Annotated in this window: 18 protein-coding genes; 7 read left to right on the forward strand and 11 right to left on the reverse strand. The window is 44.7% G+C overall.

Annotation, left to right across the window (positions count from 1 at the left end; all coding sequences use genetic code 11):
• Positions 1–54 precede the first annotated feature (54 nt).
• Entirely contained in the window at positions 55–942 is an 888-nt protein-coding gene (locus D1614_RS01445; RefSeq protein WP_119436096.1) for a metallophosphoesterase, read from the reverse strand.
• A gap of 67 nt (positions 943–1,009) precedes the next feature.
• On the opposite strand from D1614_RS01445, the gene D1614_RS01450 reads away from it, so the two are divergent.
• Positions 1,010–1,456 carry a YybH family protein gene (locus D1614_RS01450; protein WP_206609892.1) on the forward strand — a complete coding sequence of 149 codons (447 nt, stop codon included), beginning with the start codon at positions 1,010–1,012 and terminating at the stop codon, positions 1,454–1,456.
• Between the two features lie 14 nt (positions 1,457–1,470).
• Here the strand turns inward: D1614_RS01450 and D1614_RS01455 are convergent, their stop codons facing one another.
• Entirely contained in the window at positions 1,471–2,811 is a 1,341-nt protein-coding gene (locus D1614_RS01455) for a carboxypeptidase-like regulatory domain-containing protein (RefSeq protein ID WP_119436097.1), read from the reverse strand.
• Complete coding sequence (locus D1614_RS01460; protein WP_119436098.1) at positions 2,808–3,392, reverse strand: RNA polymerase sigma factor; 585 nt, start codon at positions 3,390–3,392, stop codon at positions 2,808–2,810. Before D1614_RS01460 ends, D1614_RS01455 begins: the two co-directional genes overlap by 4 nt.
• Before the next feature lie 113 nt (positions 3,393–3,505).
• Here D1614_RS01460 and D1614_RS01465 point away from each other — a divergent pair, with 113 nt between their 5' ends.
• The 5 genes from D1614_RS01465 to D1614_RS01495 all read left to right on the forward strand — a co-directional run bounded on the left by D1614_RS01465 (position 3,506) and on the right by D1614_RS01495 (position 11,184).
• Positions 3,506–5,347 (forward strand): vWA domain-containing protein, encoded by a 1,842-nt coding sequence (locus D1614_RS01465; protein ID WP_119436349.1) that lies wholly within the window; start codon positions 3,506–3,508, stop codon positions 5,345–5,347.
• Between the two features lie 126 nt (positions 5,348–5,473).
• On the forward strand, positions 5,474–7,597 hold the full coding sequence (locus D1614_RS01470; protein ID WP_119436099.1) for a S9 family peptidase: 2,124 nt from the start codon (positions 5,474–5,476) through the stop codon (positions 7,595–7,597).
• Positions 7,598–7,854: 257 nt separating this feature from the next.
• On the forward strand, positions 7,855–8,598 hold the full coding sequence (locus D1614_RS01475) for a helix-turn-helix domain-containing protein (RefSeq protein ID WP_119436100.1): 744 nt from the start codon (positions 7,855–7,857) through the stop codon (positions 8,596–8,598).
• Between the two features lie 30 nt (positions 8,599–8,628).
• Positions 8,629–9,054, forward strand: a complete 426-nt coding sequence (locus D1614_RS01480) for a VOC family protein (RefSeq protein ID WP_119436101.1) — start codon at positions 8,629–8,631, stop codon at positions 9,052–9,054.
• Between the two features lie 1,182 nt (positions 9,055–10,236).
• Entirely contained in the window at positions 10,237–11,184 is a 948-nt protein-coding gene (locus D1614_RS01495) for an NAD(P)H-dependent flavin oxidoreductase (RefSeq protein WP_119436104.1), read from the forward strand.
• Between the two features lie 221 nt (positions 11,185–11,405).
• Here the strand turns inward: D1614_RS01495 and D1614_RS01500 are convergent, their stop codons facing one another.
• From D1614_RS01500 to D1614_RS26030, 5 genes are all read right to left on the reverse strand, one after another.
• Positions 11,406–12,692 (reverse strand): class I SAM-dependent methyltransferase, encoded by a 1,287-nt coding sequence (locus D1614_RS01500; protein ID WP_119436105.1) that lies wholly within the window; start codon positions 12,690–12,692, stop codon positions 11,406–11,408.
• 166 nt (positions 12,693–12,858) lie between these two features.
• Entirely contained in the window at positions 12,859–13,674 is an 816-nt protein-coding gene (locus D1614_RS01505; RefSeq protein WP_119436106.1) for a hypothetical protein, read from the reverse strand.
• A gap of 75 nt (positions 13,675–13,749) precedes the next feature.
• Complete coding sequence (locus D1614_RS01510) at positions 13,750–14,247, reverse strand: hypothetical protein (RefSeq protein ID WP_119436107.1); 498 nt, start codon at positions 14,245–14,247, stop codon at positions 13,750–13,752.
• A 148-nt stretch (positions 14,248–14,395) separates the two neighbouring features.
• Complete coding sequence (locus D1614_RS26025; RefSeq protein ID WP_206609893.1) at positions 14,396–14,656, reverse strand: hypothetical protein; 261 nt, start codon at positions 14,654–14,656, stop codon at positions 14,396–14,398.
• Positions 14,657–14,770: 114 nt separating this feature from the next.
• Positions 14,771–14,920: a hypothetical protein gene (locus D1614_RS26030; RefSeq protein WP_206609894.1), complete on the reverse strand. Its 150-nt coding sequence runs from the start codon at positions 14,918–14,920 to the stop codon at positions 14,771–14,773.
• Positions 14,921–15,121: 201 nt separating this feature from the next.
• Here D1614_RS26030 and D1614_RS01520 point away from each other — a divergent pair, with 201 nt between their 5' ends.
• Positions 15,122–16,750: a SulP family inorganic anion transporter gene (locus D1614_RS01520; protein WP_119436108.1), complete on the forward strand. Its 1,629-nt coding sequence runs from the start codon at positions 15,122–15,124 to the stop codon at positions 16,748–16,750.
• Positions 16,751–16,809: 59 nt separating this feature from the next.
• Here the strand turns inward: D1614_RS01520 and D1614_RS01525 are convergent, their stop codons facing one another.
• From D1614_RS01525 to D1614_RS01535, 3 genes are all read right to left on the reverse strand, one after another.
• A complete protein-coding gene (locus D1614_RS01525; RefSeq protein WP_119436109.1) occupies positions 16,810–18,177 on the reverse strand; it encodes a Gfo/Idh/MocA family protein in 1,368 nt (455 codons plus the stop codon).
• A gap of 168 nt (positions 18,178–18,345) precedes the next feature.
• A complete protein-coding gene (locus D1614_RS01530; RefSeq protein ID WP_119436110.1) occupies positions 18,346–19,155 on the reverse strand; it encodes a helix-turn-helix domain-containing protein in 810 nt (269 codons plus the stop codon).
• Between the two features lie 86 nt (positions 19,156–19,241).
• The gene (locus D1614_RS01535) at positions 19,242–19,601 is read right to left on the reverse strand and encodes a VOC family protein (RefSeq protein WP_119436111.1); all 360 of its coding nucleotides are present in this window, start codon (positions 19,599–19,601) and stop codon (positions 19,242–19,244) included.
• Positions 19,602–19,727: the final 126 nt, after the last annotated feature.

Here is a 19,727-nt window from a genome sequence, read left to right on the forward strand (position 1 = left end):
TTTTAACGAGTTTGACAAAGAGTAATGATGAAGAAGTTATGGCTGCACGGGCCACTAATTGAGCGGTAAAATACGTTGTGGCTCGTTTCCAAAACCTGTAACTTCAATTGCAGTCTCACTAAGTTTTATGATGGCGAATGAGTTGATAGCTTCTGTTTCAACCATGCCTTTCATGTTTAAAAAATGGATGCCATCCAAAAATGTATAGTTGCCCGCATGATTGTGCCCATTCATCCAGCACTTTACCGCATCGTATTTTTTCAGGATATCAACCACTTCTTCGGCATTCCAAAGCGCATGTGCTTCGAAGGGGAGCAGCGGATAATGACAAAACAAAATTACTTTTTGCCGGGCGGCTTGTGCTTCCTGAAGCTCGTGTTCCATCCATTGAAGTTGTTCTTTTCCAATTCCTCCGTTCCATTCGTGGTAATTGGGTTTGCCTTCGTCTTTCAACTTTGACGTAAGCGTCTTGGCTTTTTCTACGGTTTCCGGATCGTTCGATTGAAAAGTCAGATCATTTCCGTTCAGAAAAATAAAACGCCACCCTTTCTGTACAAACGAATACCAGCTCTTTTCGAGCTTTAGTTTTTGCGGTACCTGCTCAAAATATTCGCTTTTAACCGATAGATCGTGGTTGCCTATTACCTGGAAAATTTCTGCTTTTGATTGTTCCAGGATCGGATAAACGCTGTCGTAACTGGAAAAATTCTTGTCGATCAGGTCTCCCAGTCCAACAACAAAGTCCACCTTGTGGCTATTGAAATGTTCGATACAATCGTGTAGTTTCTGAAGCGAGTTTCGGTAAAAACGCGTGCCTTTGGTGTCGCAGTCGCAATACTGGCAATCGGCAAATACTCCCAATTGAATTTGCGATTTTGCTGCCTGGCTAAAACCAATCAGGCATACAACAAAAAAGAGTTTTACCAGCGATTTCTTTGTCATAGAATTGAATTTATACTTCCTGTAACGGCAGGTTTGCTAATTTAGCAAGGAACATTCAAAATTGAATATGCAAAAATCAATAATTCTTCTGATGACCTTTTTTTTAGGTTTTTGGGCAATGGCTGAAAATCGTTTGAGTGAAAAAGACGAGACCAATATTCGGAAACTGATTCAACAACAGGTGGATGCCTGGAACGAAGGCAACCTGGAGAAGTTCATGGAAACTTACTGGAAATCGGACAGGCTTTCGTTTGTCGGAAGCCGCGGCCCAACGTACGGCTGGCAGGCAACACTGGACAATTACAAAAAAGGCTATCCCGACAAAAAAGCCATGGGGCACCTTGATTTGAAGGTGTTGAATCTCTCGCAAATTGATGTAAAAACCGTGTTGATGATTGGCCGTTTTGAGTTAACGCGGGAGATTGGTGATGTTGCGGGGCATTTTACCCTGGTGATTCAGAAAATTGAAGGCGAATGGAAAATTATCAGCGACCATTCGAGTGCGGAAAATTGAGTTTTTAGTCGATTTTACTTTTCCTTTCTGAATACGATCCGCAGTCTTACACTTGAATCTGTTTTCTTCCCATCAACCAGTTCCGGATTCCAGGCAGGTCCGTCCGCGATGATTTGTTTGGCTTTTTCAAACAGCGTTTCATCAGCCTGGTTCAGGTTTTCGATCGATTGAATGGCGCCGTTTCTGTTTAAATTGATGAGGAGCTTTATCACCACTTTATCTTCCGGGTAATTGGGTGGTAAAATGGCTTCTGTGTTTAAGTATTCGCGGTAAGCCTTGTAGCCGGGAACAGGTTCTGCCGTCAGCTTTTGAGATTGGGAAGCAGGACTTACCTCGGTAACACTGCTGGTTAGGTTTTGTTTCTTTTGCGTACCGTATCCTACTACCACCACTTCGTCCAGGGCCAAAACATCTTCTTCCAGTTCAATGATTGCATTCAGGCTGTCGGCCGGAGAAATTTCCTTGCTTACCATTCCAATAAAACTGACCGTTACGGTTGAAAGGCTGTCTTTCAAGGGCAATACAAAATTGCCATCGATATCGGTAAGCGTGCCGTTGGCAGTGCCTTTTTCAGTAAGTGAAACGCCGGGCAAAGGCAATTTATCGGTGCCCGAAATAACCTGGCCGCGTAGTGTTTTGCCCCTTGCCGGGGGGCGTTGCGCTGCGATGGTGGCATAACCTCTTATCTTTATGTTATCTTCCGTTGCCACATGACTGACGATACCTCTTATTTTCGGGGTATCTTTTCGCTGGACAGTTACTCCCGCAACACGCCCCGTTAACATTTCAACCGGCTGGTTTTTTTGTTTGTCAAAAGCCTCCGCAAGCATTTTCGGCTCTTTCTTTTCAATCGGAGCCATAACCCGGGCCGCTTTTTCCGGTTTGGATACAATAGGTACTATGTCGGTTGCTGTTATTTCCGGTTCATCCAGTTGTGGCTCTATTTCTATTTCGTTGATTGAGAGATCTGTATCTGTTAGAGGTGACAAGTCTCCCTTTTTCTGTACTTCGGGAGGGAGCTCCATTTTTTTGGTTTGAGTTACTTCAGGAACAGGGTTGTGCTGGTTGATCTGTAGCCATAAAATACCTATCGAAACAAGAATAAGAATGGAGGCCGCCGCAGCAATAAACCTGATTTTCCGGCTTTTTTTGGGTTTGGAAATCCGGGCAGAAAGCTCATTGACGTGCTGAGCTATTTCCTCCGGGGAAAGCTGTTCCATACCTTCCAATGCATCGGCCATAAACGGATCTTTTTGCAGTTCTTTTTCAAACGCATTCCGTTCGTCCGCTGTCATTTCGTTGGCACGGTACCTGCTGAAATCATTCAACCCGATATGTTTTTCCCCTTTCTTCATTTCTTTTTATCCAGACAAATCTTCAAATTTCGTTTTGCATTCTGAATATAGCTTTTTACTTTTTTTTCATCCGTTTGCATCAACCCGGCAATTTCGCGGTAACATTTATTGCTGAAATAAAACAAGCGAATGCTTTTTTGTTGTTCTGTTTTTAAATGTTCGATGCATTCCTGTAACGCTTTTTCCATTTCTTCGGTTTGTTCCCCGTCAATAGGATGCATTTCGGCGTCGTATTCCATAAACGAATCGCTCTTTTCCGCTTCGGTTAATGAAACAACCTGTCCCGGTTTTGCCTTGCGCAATTCCATTAAACAATGGTTTTTGCTAACTACGTACAGCCAGCTTTTAAAGTTCCTGATGGTGTGGCGATCTATCTCAGTCTGAACCTTTTCGTAGATCGAGATCACCGCATCTTTGGCCTGGTGAGTGTTTTTCATGTATTTCAGACACAATCCGAAAACCAGGTGAATGTGCCGTTCATAAAGTTCACCCAATGCACCCACACGCCCTTCTTCAATAAAAAGAGCAAGCAATTCTTCATCGCTTTTTGAATTTCGGTGGCGGTTGTAGATGAGCTTCATGCTGGTGTGAAAATCTCCTAAAAGTAGAATAATTCAGAAAACTTTAAAATTTTTTATGGAATTGAGTTCGTGTGTGCATCCTGTTAGTGAATGCAAATTTAAAACTCAAAATTATGAAACGAATATTTTTAATCCTGATGATGGCGCTAAGCTTTGTTGCCATGGCTTTTTCAAACGAAAGCAGAGAGATTTCCGGAACAATCACCGATGAATCGGGAGCTGTGCTTCCCGGAGTAACGGTTGTTGTTGAAAATACCAGCCGGGGAACGGTAAGTGATCCAAACGGTTTTTATAAGATTACGGTCAATCCCGGAGATAAAAGACTGGTATTTTCGTTTGTCGGAATGGATACGCAGAAGATCAAAATACCACTGGACAATACGCTCAATGTGGTACTGCAATCTTCAGAACTGGGCTTGGAGGAAGTAGTGGTAGTAGGTTACGGGGTGCAGAAAAAGGCCAATCTTTGCAGTGCTGTATCAAGAGTAAGGGGCACCAACCATATTTGGGCAGTCGCGGATTGCAACACCGAAAATTATTCAACCATTCGCGAAAACGGTTTTAAGGATGTGAAAGCCAATCCGCTTTCCACTTTTTCGATTGATGTTGACAGGGCGGCTTATTCCAACGTGCGCCGCTATATCAATCAGGGAAATTTGCCGCCTGTGGATGCCGTGAAAGTGGAGGAAATGATCAATTATTTTGATTACGATTATCCCGCGCCCGGCGGAGAACATCCGTTTAGTGTGAGCACCGAAGTTTCAACCTGCCCGTGGAATCCGAAACATTACCTGATGCACATTGGTTTGCAGGGAAAGCACATCGATAAAACAAACCTGCCGGCCTCGAACCTGGTTTTCCTGCTCGATGTTTCGGGATCGATGGAGTCGCCGGACAAACTTCCGCTGGTAAAACGCGCTTTTAGTATGCTGGTGAATGAATTGCGCCCCGAAGACCGCGTGGCCATTGTGGTGTATGCCGGAGCCGCAGGCAAAGTGTTGGATTCCACTCCCGGAAATAAAAAGAAAACAATTCTGGATGCACTGGAGCGTCTGAATGCCGGAGGTTCGACTGCGGGAGGAGAAGGACTGAAACTGGCCTACAAAATAGCCGGGGAAAACTTTATTAAAGGAGGCAACAACCGGATCATCCTGGCTACCGACGGCGATTTTAATGTAGGTGTTTCCAGTACTTCGGAAATGGAGCGGCTGGTGGAAAAAGAACGCGAAAACGGCGTGTTTATGACGGTGCTGGGTTTTGGAAGCGGCAATATAAAAGACGATAAAATGGAAACGATCGCCGACAAGGGCAACGGGAATTATGCCTACATCGACAATATTCAGGAAGCGCGGAAAGTCTTCATCACCGAATTTGGCGGAACACTTTTCACGATTGCCAAAGACGTAAAATTTCAGCTGGAGTTTAATCCAAAGCAGGTAAGATCGTACCGTTTGGTGGGCTACGAAAACCGCTTGCTGAATGATGAGGATTTTAACGACGATAAAAAAGACGCGGGCGAAATGGGAGCCGGTCATACGGTAACGGCGTTGTACGAAATAGTGCCGGCCACCTCAGCTGATAACGATCGCAAGCCTTTGGTGGATCCGCTGAAATACCAGACTTCCAAAACTGTTTCGGGCCAGGTGGGCGAGGAGTTACTGACGGTTAAGCTGCGCTACAAAGCTCCCGAAGGTGGCAAAAGCAAACTGCTGGAAATTCCGGTTGCAACTAATTTGCAGGAAAATACCTCGGATAATTTCCGTTTCTCGGCAGCTGTGGCCGAATTTGGAATGTTGTTGCGCCGTTCCGAATTTGCCGGAAATGCCAGCACCGAGTCTGTTCTGAAATTGGCACGCGATGCAAAAGGTGAAGACGAGGAGGGCTATCGTTCGGAGTTTATCCAATTGGTAAAAATGGTGGATGACCTGCAATTACTGGCCGAAGAAAAAGAGTAATCTTTCGTGATTTATCTCAAGGCAGGGATTTGTTCAGTGGTTGTTGGACAACAGAATCCCTGCCATTTCTCATCGCCCCTGTCCGTAACTTTTAGTACATTCGTCGCCCAAATTAAAACACAGAAAATGTATCGGATTGTATTTTTATTTCTATTGTTTGCACAATTATCGGTAGTTGCCCAAACCAAACAAATGAGCCTCGAAGATGCCATAATGGGGCGTTATACTCATTTAAACCCGGCATCGGTCAGGGGACTTTCGTGGCAGGATGATGAAAACTACACCCGGATAAAAAGCGATTCGCTGGTGGTCATCCATGCAAAAACAGGCCAGGAAAAATGCCTGCTTACGACGAATGAACTGCAAGAAATCACCAATGCTTCGTTGCGTTATTTTCCTGCTTTCAATTGGTTGAAAGACGGCTCTTTGCTGGTACAGGCTTCCGGTACTTATTTCGTGGTAAATGCAAATGAAAAATCACTGATATATTCCATCGAACTCCCGGAAGAAGCGCAAAACGCTGTTTTTTCGGAAGAAGGGAAATGGGTGGCTTTTACGCAGGGCGATGATTTGTATGTGGCTCTGAGCGACGGCACCGTAAAACAAATTACCCGCGATGGTGGCAATGGCATTTTAAATGGCCAAAGCGTTCACCGCAATGAATTCGGAATTTCCAACGGTATTTTTATTTCGCCCAAGGGAAATTTTATCGCTTTCTACCGCAAAGACGAAAGCATGGTAAGCGATTACCCGCTGGTGGATTATATGGCCCGCGAAGCCGCCTATACACCGGTAAAATACCCAATGGCCGGACTGGCAAGTCACCATGTTACGTTGGGGGTTTACAACATTCAATCCGGTACCACTACTTTTCTGAAAACGGGAGAACCGCTCGATCATTTTCTGACCAACGTTGCCTGGTCGCCCGATGAGAAAAATATTTACATGGCCGAGCTCAACCGGGAGCAAAAGCATATGCAGCTGAATTGCTACGACGCTGCTACTGGTGATAAAGTAAAAACCTTGTTCGAAGAAACAGGCGATACCTATGTAGAACCTTTGTTCCCGATAGAGTTTTCAAAAGTAAACCCGGCGGAGTTTTACTACCTGAGCCGGCAGGATGGCTGGTTTCACGTGTATAAATACAACACCGAAGGAAAGTTGGTGCAGCAAATTACAAAGGGCGAATGGGAAGTTACCCGATTGATTGGTTTTGATCCGAAAGAGAAAAGCCTTTTTGTGGAAGGAACGCTGGACAGCCCCATCGAAAATCATATTTACAGGATTGATGTGAAGAGCGGTAAAAGTACCCGGCTTTCGGTGGGCGAGGGGATGCACAGGGCGGTGTTAAGCCCCGGTGCTTCCTACGTGCTTGATAACTGGAACGGAGTGGAGGTGCCACGAAAAGTTGACTTGTTGTCGGCCAATGGGAAAGTTCAGCAGAATATTTTTGAAGCGGGCAACCCTTTAGCCGATTACGACCTGGGTGAAACAAAACTGGTTACGCTAAAAACGGCCGACGGAAAATATGATTTGTTCGGGCGTTTGATTCTTCCTCCGAATTTTGATCCTGCCAAAAAATACCCGGTGGTGGTGTATGTTTACGGCGGGCCGCATTCGCAAATGGTGGACAAAAGCTGGCAGTACCAAACCCGCTGGTGGCAGTATTACATGGCATCGCAGGGCTACATTGCTTTTACTCTGGACAACCGCGGCACCAACAACCGTGGGCGGGCTTTTGAAACGGCGATTCACCGTCAGCTGGGCATCCTGGAGACTGAAGACCAAATGCAGGGAGTGAAATACCTGAAAAGCCTGCCATATGTGGACGCTGACCGGATGGGGGTTCATGGCTGGAGCTATGGCGGTTTTATGACACTGAACCTGATGATGCGTCACCCCGAAGTGTTTAATGTAGGTGTGGCCGGTGGTCCTGTTGTGGATTGGAGCATGTATGAAATAATGTACGGCGAGCGTTACATGGACATGCCGCAGGAGAATCCCGAAGGGTACAAAGAGACCAACATGGAAAACCATGTAACAAATTTGCAGGGAAAACTGATGCTGATTCACGGTGCACAGGATGCAACCGTGGTGATGCAGCACAGCATGAAATTTTTACGCGAGTGTGTGAAGCAAAACAAGCCGGTCGACTTTTTTGCCTATCCCATTCATCCGCACAATGTGCGCGGAAAAGACCGGGTACACCTGATGGAAAAGGTAAGCCAGTACTTTTTCGATTATCTGTAAAATAGAGGGATCCGATCCGTATGAGTTGAAACGAAAACGGATCGGATCTTTCATTTTAACTGATCATTGGCTTATCAGCCGGATTTTACTCTTTGTCTTAGCACAAAGAGTATGCTCTTTTGTACGCATCGCTTTGTTTCAATGAGTAAACTGAAGTCAGCTTCTATTTGGAAAAATGAAGCTCCCGCAGTATTATTGTTATTGCAAAAGCTGAAGTGACGACAGGGTTACTGAACTTCATGAAAACGTAAACGTGCATGAGATACCGGGAGATAAAACCAAGCGGATTTTTAAGGAACTTTATTAAGTGCTTTTGGGAATATGGAAATCCGGAAGCCGAAACCGTGCACACGATTTTGCCCGATGGCTATTTTGATTTAATCGCCGAATACCGGGGAACAACGTTTGTCGCTTTGCGGCTTACAGGTGTTTGGACAAAGCCGGCAAATGTAACCCTGCCCGCAACCACCACCTTGTTTGCCATCCGGTTTAAACTATTGGCCGCCGAATACCTCTTTCAGCACGAAATAAAATCAATTCTGGATGAAACAAAGCAACTGTCACCCGATTTTTGGAACGTCAGTCACTACCAAAGTCATGCGTTCGAAAATTTTGTTGCGGGTATTTCAAACCAGCTTACAAATTCGATCAAACACCTGGGAGAGATAGACTCTAGGAAACTAAAGCTTTTTGAACTTATCTACAGCGATACCCCCGGCTCTGTAAAGGAACTTTCTGAAAATGTGTACTGGAGCAGCAGGCAAATCAATCGTTATTTCAATCAGCAGTTTGGCTTTCCCTTAAAGGAATTTTTAAAAATAGTCAGGTGTAAATCTTCGTATAAAGACATTGCAAAAGGAAATTTCTTTCCTCAAAAAGGTTATTTCGACCAGGCGCATTTTATCAAAGATGTAAAGAAATACACCGGAACAACACCGCGAAAACTCTACCAGAATAAAAACGACCGATTTTTACAATTATCAACCAGAAGGCAGGACTAATTTTACCTCACAAATTTTAGAATATAAAAAATGAAAGCAGGAAAACTTACGCCCAACCTCGAAGTAGTGAACATTAAACAAACCGTTGATTTTTATCGCGATAATTTTGGTTTTGATCTGGTAATGGCAGTTCCCGAAAGCATGGACGGTGTGGAACAGGCATTGGCCGACGGAAAAGAATATGTTTATGCACTCTTGCAAAAAGACCAGGTAGAACTGATGTTTCAACGTTCCGATTCGTTTAAAACCGATGTGGTTCTTTCGACTGAACCGCGCATTGGGGCAAGCGTTTCGTTTTACATGGAAGTGGAAGGAGTGGCTGAATTGTACGAAAAACTGAAAGGAAAAGCCTTGCAGATGACCGAACTAAAAACAGCATGGTACGGCATGCAGGAGTTTTATGTAAAAGACATAAACGGGTACATCCTTGCCTTTGCTGAAAAAGTGGACGCATAAATATATTGGCTGCTCAGTGTTGAGTACTCAGAACTGAGTAAAGAGTACTGAGTATTGGGTAGCCGGTATTCAGAAGAAGACAAGCAGGGATGTTGTATTTTTAACGAGGTACTCCGGTGCAAGTTTGACCCTATCTGTAGCGATAAATTCTGATGCAACAGATTTACTCCCCGGTTGTCCAATGGCGCGAGCAGGTAATTTTATCAAATAATTCCTCGTGAATAGTCAACCTTAATACTTTTCGTTACTCGCCCTGCCTGGGAATTTTGGTTTTCTGCGGCCTTTTTTTGAATTTCTGCATCATTTTTTCTCGTCCTGCATAAAATTTTCAGATTCCTGCGGCGCAGAAAAGCAAAAAACAGTTGACCAGCAACACCGCAACACAAAGTTACAGTGATTGCTAAATTGTAAAATGGCTAAATTGCATAGGGCAAAGGGCATGGAGAAAGTACTGCTTTAATGGCCGCACTTGTTCTAAGCCTATTTTCTAAAGTTCATCCACCCGCCCAGGCGTTGGCGCTTGCGTTAAAACCGACATAGAAGAATGCCGCGAGACAAAAGGCATATTACAAGCGAAATATACTTTATGAAAATACGTAATTTCCTAAAGATAAGGTGACGATACTTTATCAGATTACGCAGTTTTCTAAAGATTTGAGCACAAATTTTTATGAAACTATGCAGTTTCCTAAAGAATTGACTGAGATATTTTATGAAACTACGCAGTTTCCTAAAGATACGACCGCGATACTTTATCAAATTATCCAGTTTCCTAAAGATACGACCGCGATACTTTATCAAATTATCCAGTTTTCTAAAGATATGATCGCAGTATTTTATCAAATTGCGCAGTTTCCTAAAGAGTAAACAACTTGACGGGGAGGTTCTCTGTTGAAGCGAATAAGCCGCCGTCCGGGGGCTGGCTCTATGGATCAGGAACAGGAATGTGCGGTTTTTAACCGCGTTAAGAGTATCCGGCGAATAAAATTCACCGATCCTTCTAACCCTGTTTTAGCACCAGGAAACGTGTTCCCGAATTATTAGCGCTTGTCCCTTTAAACCTAAATAATCAATAATCAATTTTTTCAAATGTTTCTGAAAATTGAAGAATCCGCTTTTCGGGATCAACGAAAGCCCGAATGTGCGGGATAATTGTTTCCTTCGCATAAATCTTTTGCGACGATGAACAGAATCTGTGATTTATTTGGCATTCAATACCCCTTGATACAGGGCGGAATGGTTTGGTGTTCGGGCTGGAAACTGGCTTCGGCAGTCAGTAACAGTGGCGGATTGGGATTGCTGGGTGCGGGCTCAATGCACCCGGAAACGCTGGAAGAACACATTGTGAAAATGAAACAGGCCACCGATAAACCGTACGGCGTGAATGTTCCGCTGATGTACCCCGAGCAGGAGAAAGTCATGGATATTATTGCCCGCCACAAGGTTCCGGTGGTGTTTACTTCAGCCGGTAGTCCTAAAAAATGGACGGGCTGGTTAAAAGAGCGGGGTATTAAAGTGGTGCATGTGGTTTCGAGCTCCTATTTTGCGCAGAAATGCGAAGAAGCCGGTGTGGACGCCATTGTTGCCGAAGGATTTGAAGCCGGAGGGCACAACGGACGGGAAGAAACCACCACCTTGTCGTTGATCCCGTCGGTACGGAAAGTGACCGGTTTACCCCTGATGGCTGCCGGTGGTATTGGCTCGGGCGAAGCCATGCTGGCCGCCATGGTGTTGGGAGCCGATGGAGTGCAGATCGGATCGGCCTTTGCCGTGGCGGAAGAGTCGTCGGCACATCCCGATTTTAAGAAGCTGGTCATCGCCCTGTCGGAGGGAGGCACAAAGCTGGCACTTAAAAAACTGGCTCCTGTGCGATTGATCAAAAACAGCTTTTTTATGCAGGTGGATGAGGCCGAAAAAGCCGGAACATCAACCGAAGACTTAAAGGAATTATTGGGGCGCGGACGTGCAAAAAAAGGCATGTTTGAAGGCGACCTGGATGACGGTGAACTCGAAATAGGGCAGGTGTCGGCACAGTTGACAGAGATACTTCCGGTACGTATGATCATGGAAAAACTGATCCGTGAATACCGTGCGGCCAAAGATGCTGTTCAAAGTGATAAGTTTGCTTGATAGCCATTAGTGTCCGGCAAATTTTCAAGATTGCTTCGCGATGCTCGCAATGACTTACAATAAAAGGTTTTATTACACGGGAGGGGTTGGTTGGCGGTGCCGCCAACCAACCCCTCCCGCAAAGCTAACAGTATGAATGCATCGTCATTGCGAACGAAGTGAAGCAATCTCTTCATTTATGATTATTTTAACCGGACAATAGTAATTGGTAGCCACAACTTTTAGGATAGCTTTTTGATTTCCACAAACAGCGAATAATAGTACGGATCGGCATTGGTTGTGCTTTCGATGTACAGGCCCGACTCGCGCAGGTTTTGCCGAAAGTGGTCCCATTTTACGGCCGAAGCAAAGGTATCCACACTGTCGTTCCAAAGTGTGTTGGCATACAGTATTTTGTCGCTGTAATACATCACTATCTTTTTGAAAAGCGTGAATTCCTTTTGTCTTTCCGCCAGTTGTTCTTTTAGATTTTCAATTCCTGAGAAATACTGGCAGAGCACGATGGAACCTCCCGGGTTAAGCAACGATGCCGCTTTTCTCAGAACCGCTTTCTGATCTTCCTGACTGAAATAGAACAGCACATAGTTCATCAGCACAAAATCGTATTGTTTGGTGGCGTTCAGTTCAAAAAAGTCGGTATTGATTATCTCCACATTGGCGTCGGTTGAAAATTTTTCACGGGTTGCGTGGTAAACTTCCGGGTTAATTTCAACACCGGTAAGCTGCGAACCGGGAAAGGTTTCGCGAACCAGTTCCACGTAATTGCCATAACCGCAACCCAGATCGAATACTGTGGGGTGGTGTTGCAGGTTTGAAGCAAGTTGGCTGATGTATTTTTGAAACAGGGGGCGGGTAAAATTGCGAAAGGCGCTGCGGCCTGATTCGGTATAATAAGCTTCGTCGAAAGGACTGCGGATTTTGCTGCCTGACCGAAACTTCCAGAGATGAAACAAAGTCTCGCTTAGCCGTATTTCGTAATCCAGTTGATTCGACTGAACGAGTCTTTCCCAGGTTTTGCGGTGTTTTCGGATGTGCTTAAACGAGGTTTCAGGCTGGCGGTATTTTTTTACCAGGTCGCGTATGTGCAGAAAATCATCTACCAGCTGCCGCTCCGCTTCTGATAATTTTGTGCTCGCGGGCTTTTCACTTTTTTCCAACAAGGCAAGGAGCTGATTTTTAGCCAGACTGCTGTATTCAGCCTTTACTTTCCATTGGCTGTCCTGTTTTTCAACAAGGCCCAGATGGATGAGAAAGCGGGCAAAAGAATGGTTGGTAGATTCATTTTCTGCATTTAAATCATCCAAAACCGACTGATTCTGAGAAAGCGAAGCCAAACCGATTATGCGTAAATAATTCAGAAAGCGTTCATAGAAATCGAGTTTGTAAGCCATCTTGCCCGGCTTCAGAAAACGAATGGCCCGAATCAGAAAACGGATGGAGGCGGATAACTCAACGGGCGAAGAGGATTCATTAAAACTCAGGAAGTTTAATTCGTTATTTCGGATCATCAGGTCTTTTTATTCGATGCAACATAAGCATATATTTTGAGAAATCACAGTTTGAAGCCTGTATCTGTGGCATTTTACAACAGGTGGCCAAACGCGAAGCTTCATCTGGTTAATATGTAAATTGCAGCAAAATGAATCAATCGGAACAAATCAATTGATTTGATTTTCAAATCTCGGGAATATTGTGCTCCGTATTTTTTGTAGTGTAAGTGATGTCGTAATATCCCAGCATAATGTCTTCATAATAAACCTCATTTTTTATGAGTCTTCCATCTTCGCTGTAATAGAACTTATCAATGAACCCAAATAGTTCATTTCCCTCTGTTCTTATTTCCTTTCGGATCAATTTATTATCCTGGTATTCGGAGAAACGCGTGGATACGAGGTAAAAGTTCTGGTCGTCATGTGACCATTTCCAGGCATATTCCCTTGTTAAATGACCGTTAGAATCGTATTGGTAAATCTTTTTTCCTTCGATACTGTCGGTGTTGGCCCGAAAGTAAATATAGGTGCTGTCGAGCGTATTTTCGGAATAATAATAAAGAGAGTTACTCACCTGAAAACTGTCTCTGTTGAAATACCCGGTTTTTACAAGCTTTGAACCGGAGTATTCATATTCCTTGTAATTTTGCAACGACCCCAGCTGATCGTCACGGGTTACTTTCTTTTTAAGGAAGTTGTTTTCATACTCGTATTCCACATACGATCCGTTTCCTTTATAAGTAACAAGTTGCAGCTGATCGTTGTAGGTATAAATCTCTGTTCTGATTTCACCTGAGGGGAAAATAAGTTCTCTTTTGGCAATGAAGTTGTCTGCGTTATAGTATTCCGAGATGTCGGGAAATTCCATGGGTTCCGCATAGGAGGATGATGCGGTGAATTTCTTTTTAACAACTGAATCTGAGATCTCAGCTGGAAGCTCTTCTTTCTTGCAGGAGGCGAAGAAAATGAATGCGATAAGAATTCTGCTTATTGTTTTCATTGTTGTAGTATTGGGAAAGTATAAGTGTATTGTTTCATTTCGATCCTGGACTGTTTAAAGACCGAAAAACCTATTTTACTCAATCACTGCATCCGGATTTTCAACCATTTGCCGGGCGTTGTAATCCAACTCCAGATCGTTGATGGCTTTTTCTTTTGTGGGTCTGTAGCTTATCATAATTGTCAGCAGGACAAGAATAAGCCCGAGGAATAGGACGTTTCCGGATAGAAGATAAGCAATAACCGTTAAAAAGGAAGGTCCTTCAATCAACGCGAATTTAACAACAAGAGCCGAACGGTACTCGTCCAGTTTCTTTTTGAGGTTGGTTTGTCTTTTGCAAACCTTAAGTCTTGAGTTGAACAGAAAATTACTTCCAAAAATACCTGCCAGGGCAAAAACCGGAATTGCAAACAGAAATGCTTTGTTCATCTCGTCGGTGGCAAGCGATTCGAATCCAATCTCCATTAATACGGTGGAGATGATTGTAAAAAAGAGTACGCCCAGGGTTAATGCAAAATGGATAATCTTTAACGATTTGAAGTAATCTTTGGTTGTTAATTTTAATGGGTCCATGTTCGTTGGTTGATTTTTTTGAATTATTAATTTTTCGAATAAACCGGTTGTTCAGAGTAGTTGAGTGTTTTAATACGCTTTTAAAAATAGTAATCTTTTGTTAATTAAGGTAGGGGAGACGCTGAAAAGAAGAAGAAATTTAAGCGAACTAGCGAAGCCATTTTTCCAGTTTGGGGAAAGTGGTAGCACCTGGTTGATTCTCATCATTTTTGCAAAAGCCCATCCAGGTTAAAAGCGGTAAGCCAATGTAGTTTTTGTTTTCAAATTGTTCGATCAGCCAGTCGGCATCGCCTTTGTACCCATCGGGATGAAATACAACCCGGGCAGGTATTTCCAAATGAAGCAGTGCTGCATACGACCAAAGAATGGCTCCCAGTTCGTCGCCTGGTTTGGGCCATTGCTCAGGCATTTCCGAGGTGCCGATCAGGGGGCGTAAATGAGCTTCCGTAACCGCAACATGGCCGGCTTCGTGCAGCAGATCGCCCGGATACTTCAGCCGGGTTTTGTCGAGAAGTATCCCGCTTTATTTGGGGAACAAACCCGGCAGAAAGCAATCATCCTTCAAAACGGTTTCCTTTACTTTTATGCCTATTTCATTCAGAAAATCAATGATCCGGCTGAGCATCATTTCATCGTAACCCGGAGCAGGCGCTGCTTTTGTTTTCGTGTTCATTTTCAAAAGGGTGATAATTTAAAGGAGTATAACAGCCGTTAGCCGGCAAAGTTGAGTAGTACAAAAAAGAGCGTCGTTAATAAATGACATTGGTGCAGATTAATTAACAAATGCCGCCGGAATAAAAATATTGGCGGACTTTCAGACAACGACGTAGGATTGTCCATACCTTTGCGGCTTAATTTTTAGATCTGGTCGTTCATGGCACATTTATTTCAACCCAAATTTTTTAGTGTATTAAAACAGGGATACACGAAACAACAGTTTACCAAAGACCTTTTTGCAGGAATTATAGTAGGAATTGTGGCTTTGCCGCTGGCCATCGCTTTTGCAGTGGCTTCGGGTGTTTCGCCCGAAAAAGGCCTGGTGACGGCGGTAGTGGCAGGTTTAATTATTTCGGTACTTGGTGGAAGCCGCGTGCAGATTGGCGGGCCTACCGGTGCTTTTATTGTTATTGTACTCGGAATTCTGCAAACCTATGGTTTTAATGGTTTGCTTATTTCCACGATGATGGCCGGTGTCATCCTGATTTTGTTTGGCCTGCTGAGGCTGGGATCCTTGCTGAAATTTATTCCGCATCCCTTAATTGTTGGCTTTACCAGCGGTATTGCCCTGGTGATTTTCTCTACCCAGATAAAAGATGCACTGGGCTTAACGATTGCAGAACTTCCTTCGGCTTTTATCCCGAAATGGGGAGCCTATTTTTCCGGTTTGGGAAGCATGAATTACTGGGCGCTTGGTATTACCGTTGTTACGATACTGATCACTGTGTTCTTCAAAAAAGTAACCAGCAAAATTCCGGGTTCGTTTGTGGCTATTTTGGTAATAACCGCGCTCGTACAAGTGCTGGATGTGCCGGTAACTACCATTGAAACAGTGTTTGGAGAGATTCCCAATAAAATAGAGCTGGCGTTTCCTTCCATCGAATGGAGCCAGTTGGGCGCTTACCTGGCACCCGCACTTACCATTGCTTTGCTGGGCGGTATCGAGTCGCTGCTATCGGCTGTTGTGGCCGATGGGATGATTGGCGGAAACCACCGTTCGAACACGGAGCTGATTGCACAAGGGGTAGCCAATGTGGTAACTCCTTTGTTTGGCGGAATTCCGGCTACCGGAGCGATTGCCCGTACAGCCACCAACGTAAAAAACGGCGGACGGACGCCTCTGGCAGGAATTATTCACGCCATCACTTTATTGCTGATTATGTTGTTTGTAGGGAAGTGGGCAAAGCTGATCCCGATGTCGTGCCTCGCAGGTATTCTGATTGTGGTAGCCTATAACATGAGCGAATGGCGTTCGTTTATTTCCATTCTGAAAGGATCGGGTTTTGACATTCTTGTATTGTTGGTTACTTTCTTCCTGACGGTTTTGGTTGATCTAACATACGCCATCCAGATCGGAGTGGTACTATCTTCGCTGTTGTTTATGAAACGCATGGCCGATTCGGGGAAAAATGCCACCATGGAAGTAGACAGCGATGTGCTGGAAAATTATGCATCGCTGCCTGAAGGTGTGGCAATTTACGAAATTAGCGGGCCTTTCTTTTTTGCATCGGCCAAACAATATTGTTCCATTCTGAAATCGATTGGGTCCAGGTCGCGGGTGCTGATCATCCGTATGCGCCACGTTCCTTTTATCGACGCAACGGGTATTCATAACCTCAAGGCGGTGGTATCGGAACTAAAACACGGGCACACAAGGGTTATCCTTTCGGGTGTTCGCCCCGAGGTGTTAAAAGAGCTGGAAAAACATGAGGTTACCGGATTGCTGGGCGAAGGAATGATTCTTCCGAGTTTCGACCTGGCTATGTCAAAAGCAAGGGAATTGTAACAGGGTGTCCCGAAAGAACTCTGGAACACCCTTGTTGTAGTTTTTTCAAACAGGGAAAACTAAAGTTCTTCCCCGTATTGCCAGCCATCACGAACCGGTTCCTTTATGTAATTGTTTAAGGCCTCGTTATTGGTGACTTTCATATTTTGGGCATCGTATTCAACCCGGGTGTTAAAACGTTGGGCCAAAACGCCCAGCAGGGCCATTTCGGTTAAGTCGGCGGCATAATCAAAATTCGAGCCCGGTAGCGGGCCGTCTCCTGTAAGTGCGCGGAAGAATTCCTGCTGCGGGCCTCCTTCAATCCGGGGAATACTTGCTTCTGGCATTTCTTTTTCCACCCAGTTGTCCCATTCAGCTTTCGACATCATCAGCTGAGCGTTGTTGGGGCGTCCGCCGGTAATAATGTTTTGCTTTTCACCTACCATAATCATTCCCGATCCGGGTAATTCCGGTATTTTCCATTCGGGCCGGTTTTCGGGTTTCAAACCCCCTTCGTACCACATTAAGGTAACGGGCGGCTGGTTGCCACGCTCCGGAAATTCAAATTTTATGATTGACTGATCGGGTAAAAATCCTTCGGGAGCACCCGAGTGAAAAAGTGCTTCGGTGGTGTGGGGCATTCCCAGGTTGAGCGACCAGAAAGGTGCGTCGAGTGTATGGCAGGCCCAGTCGCCCAGTTCGCCGTTGCCGAAATCGTAAAAGCCGCGCCAGGTTTTCGGAGCATACACACTGTTGTAAGGTCTTTTGGCAGCCGGGCCAAGCCACAAATCCCAATCAAGAGATTCAGGGATGGCCTGTGCCTGTGGCGGATAATTATCTGCTTTGTTAAAATATTTGTCGGGGCCAAACTCAGGGCCGTCAAACCAGGCAATTACTTCCTTTACCTGTCCCAGAACGCCGGCATCCACCCATTCTTTTACACGGCGGATTCCATCGGTGGTATGTCCCTGGTTTCCCATTTGGGTGATTACATTGTAATGATGAGCTGCCTTTTTCAGGGTTCTTAGCTGCCACACGTTGTGCGCAAGCGGCTTTTCAACATACACGTGTTTCCCGAGTTGCATGGCCGCCACCGCTGCCGGGAAATGCGTATGGTCGGGTGTGGAGATCATCACCGCATCGATCTCGTTGCTCATTTCATCCAGCATTTTCCGGAAGTCCTTGAATTTACGCGCATTCGGGAAAGTGTTAAAGCCTTTTGCTGCTCGCTGATCATCTACATCGCACATGGCAACCACATTGTGCACGGCTTGCCCGTTTTCATCGAGACAGGAGCTCCACTGGGCTTCTCCGCGGCCGCCAACACCCACAATGGCAATGTTTAATTTTTTGGAAGGAGAGCAACTCAGAAGGTGGGGGATGATCGCTGTTCCGGCAACCACAGCAGAAGTCGACCGAATGAAATTTCTTCTTGTAAGTGAATTCATTGTATCAGGTTAAATGGTTTAGAATGCTATCAAATATATTAATTAATATTCAGAATGTGGAAGTTATTCCAGTGGTTTTGAGGGTTTCGAAGTTTGGCAAGAAGGGTTTTACTGGTTTTGTTTAGGACGTTATCAATTGTATATGTTTACTTAAATCAATCCCGGGGCTTACTGAAAGTAGTCGGAGTATGCCTCGCCCTCGTTGAAATACTGTTTGGGCGACATGCCGGAGAGCTTCTGAAAATCGTTTGTCATGTGCGACTGGTCGTAATAACCGCATTTGAAAGTAAGCTCCGTGAGGTTTTGTACCTTGTTTTTTGCCTTTTCAGCCAGGGCATTTTGAAAGCGTACAATCTTCAAAAATTGTTTGGGCGAAGTTCCGATGCTGTGCGAAAAAGCTCTTTCAAATTGTTTTCGGCTGTAACAGGCTTCCGATGCCAGAAAGTCGATACTGGCAAGCCCTTTCGACTGGTTGATTTGTTGAACACTTTCTTCTATCCGGTTGAAATAATTGTTGCCCTTGTTCTTTTGCAAAATACGGAGCAGATGGCGCTCAGCAATCGCTATTCTTTCGGCAAACGAAGCGGCTTCGTATAAACGCGACTCCAATTCATCGGTCTCCTCTTTGAATATAAATTTTAACGGAACATTTTGATTGGACAACTCCGAAAGTGGAAGATCTGTGAACCTTGACAAACCATGCGGATAAAAAAGGATGGAGAACAAGGACAGTTTTCCTGCAATCTGAATGTCGTAAAATTCGCTTAACTGGCCTGTGATCAAGGTGCTTTCGCTAAACGATTTGCCCGGGGTTTTTGATACGGGTTTATCGCCCAGGTAAAACGTAAGCTCCAACAGTCCGTGGGGAACTATTCGCTGGGTATGTTCCTGACCGGCAGGAATGCAATTGTCAATGCTCCAGTAGTGCTTCACAAACTTTGACAGCCACGGCGAAGGCTTCGAAATATGGTATTTCATAGGCAGGCTATTCAGCAATACAAATCTAATGTTTTGGAGCAGAGATTAAGGCTTTGCAAGCACAAAACCTTAATCTCATTTTTCTGTTATTCGTCTCCGTAAAGTCCAACCTTGTTGCCTTCGCTATCGATAAACAGGGCAAAGTATCCCAGGTTTTCGAGCTCAATTTTTGTTTTCGGACGTACCATTGTTCCATTGTTCTTTTTAATTCTTTCGATGGTGCCGTCCAGGTCTTTCCCCGTGTTGAAACTTACCAGTGTTCCGTCTTTACTTGGATTAAAGTCGGGGGCTTGCGAAATGGCGCCTTCTCCGTTGGGAAAACAAGCCATTTTCTCGTGCCCGTAGTCGGCCACCTGCAGCTCGATGTTTAGCACCGAACTGTAAAATTTAACTGCTCTTTCGAAATCTGTTGCCGGGATCTCTACCCATGAAATTAACTTTGTCATTGTTTTGCTTTTTAAAAATTACAACACAAAAGTATCTCACGTCCATTGCTTAAACTTGGAAATTTGCGACATCCTGCATGCTGAGCTTATTATTTTTGGGAATGGAACTCTACTAAAAAAGGCAAT

The organism is Maribellus luteus (assembly GCF_003576475.1).
Lineage (GTDB): Bacteria > Bacteroidota > Bacteroidia > Bacteroidales > Prolixibacteraceae > Draconibacterium > Draconibacterium luteum.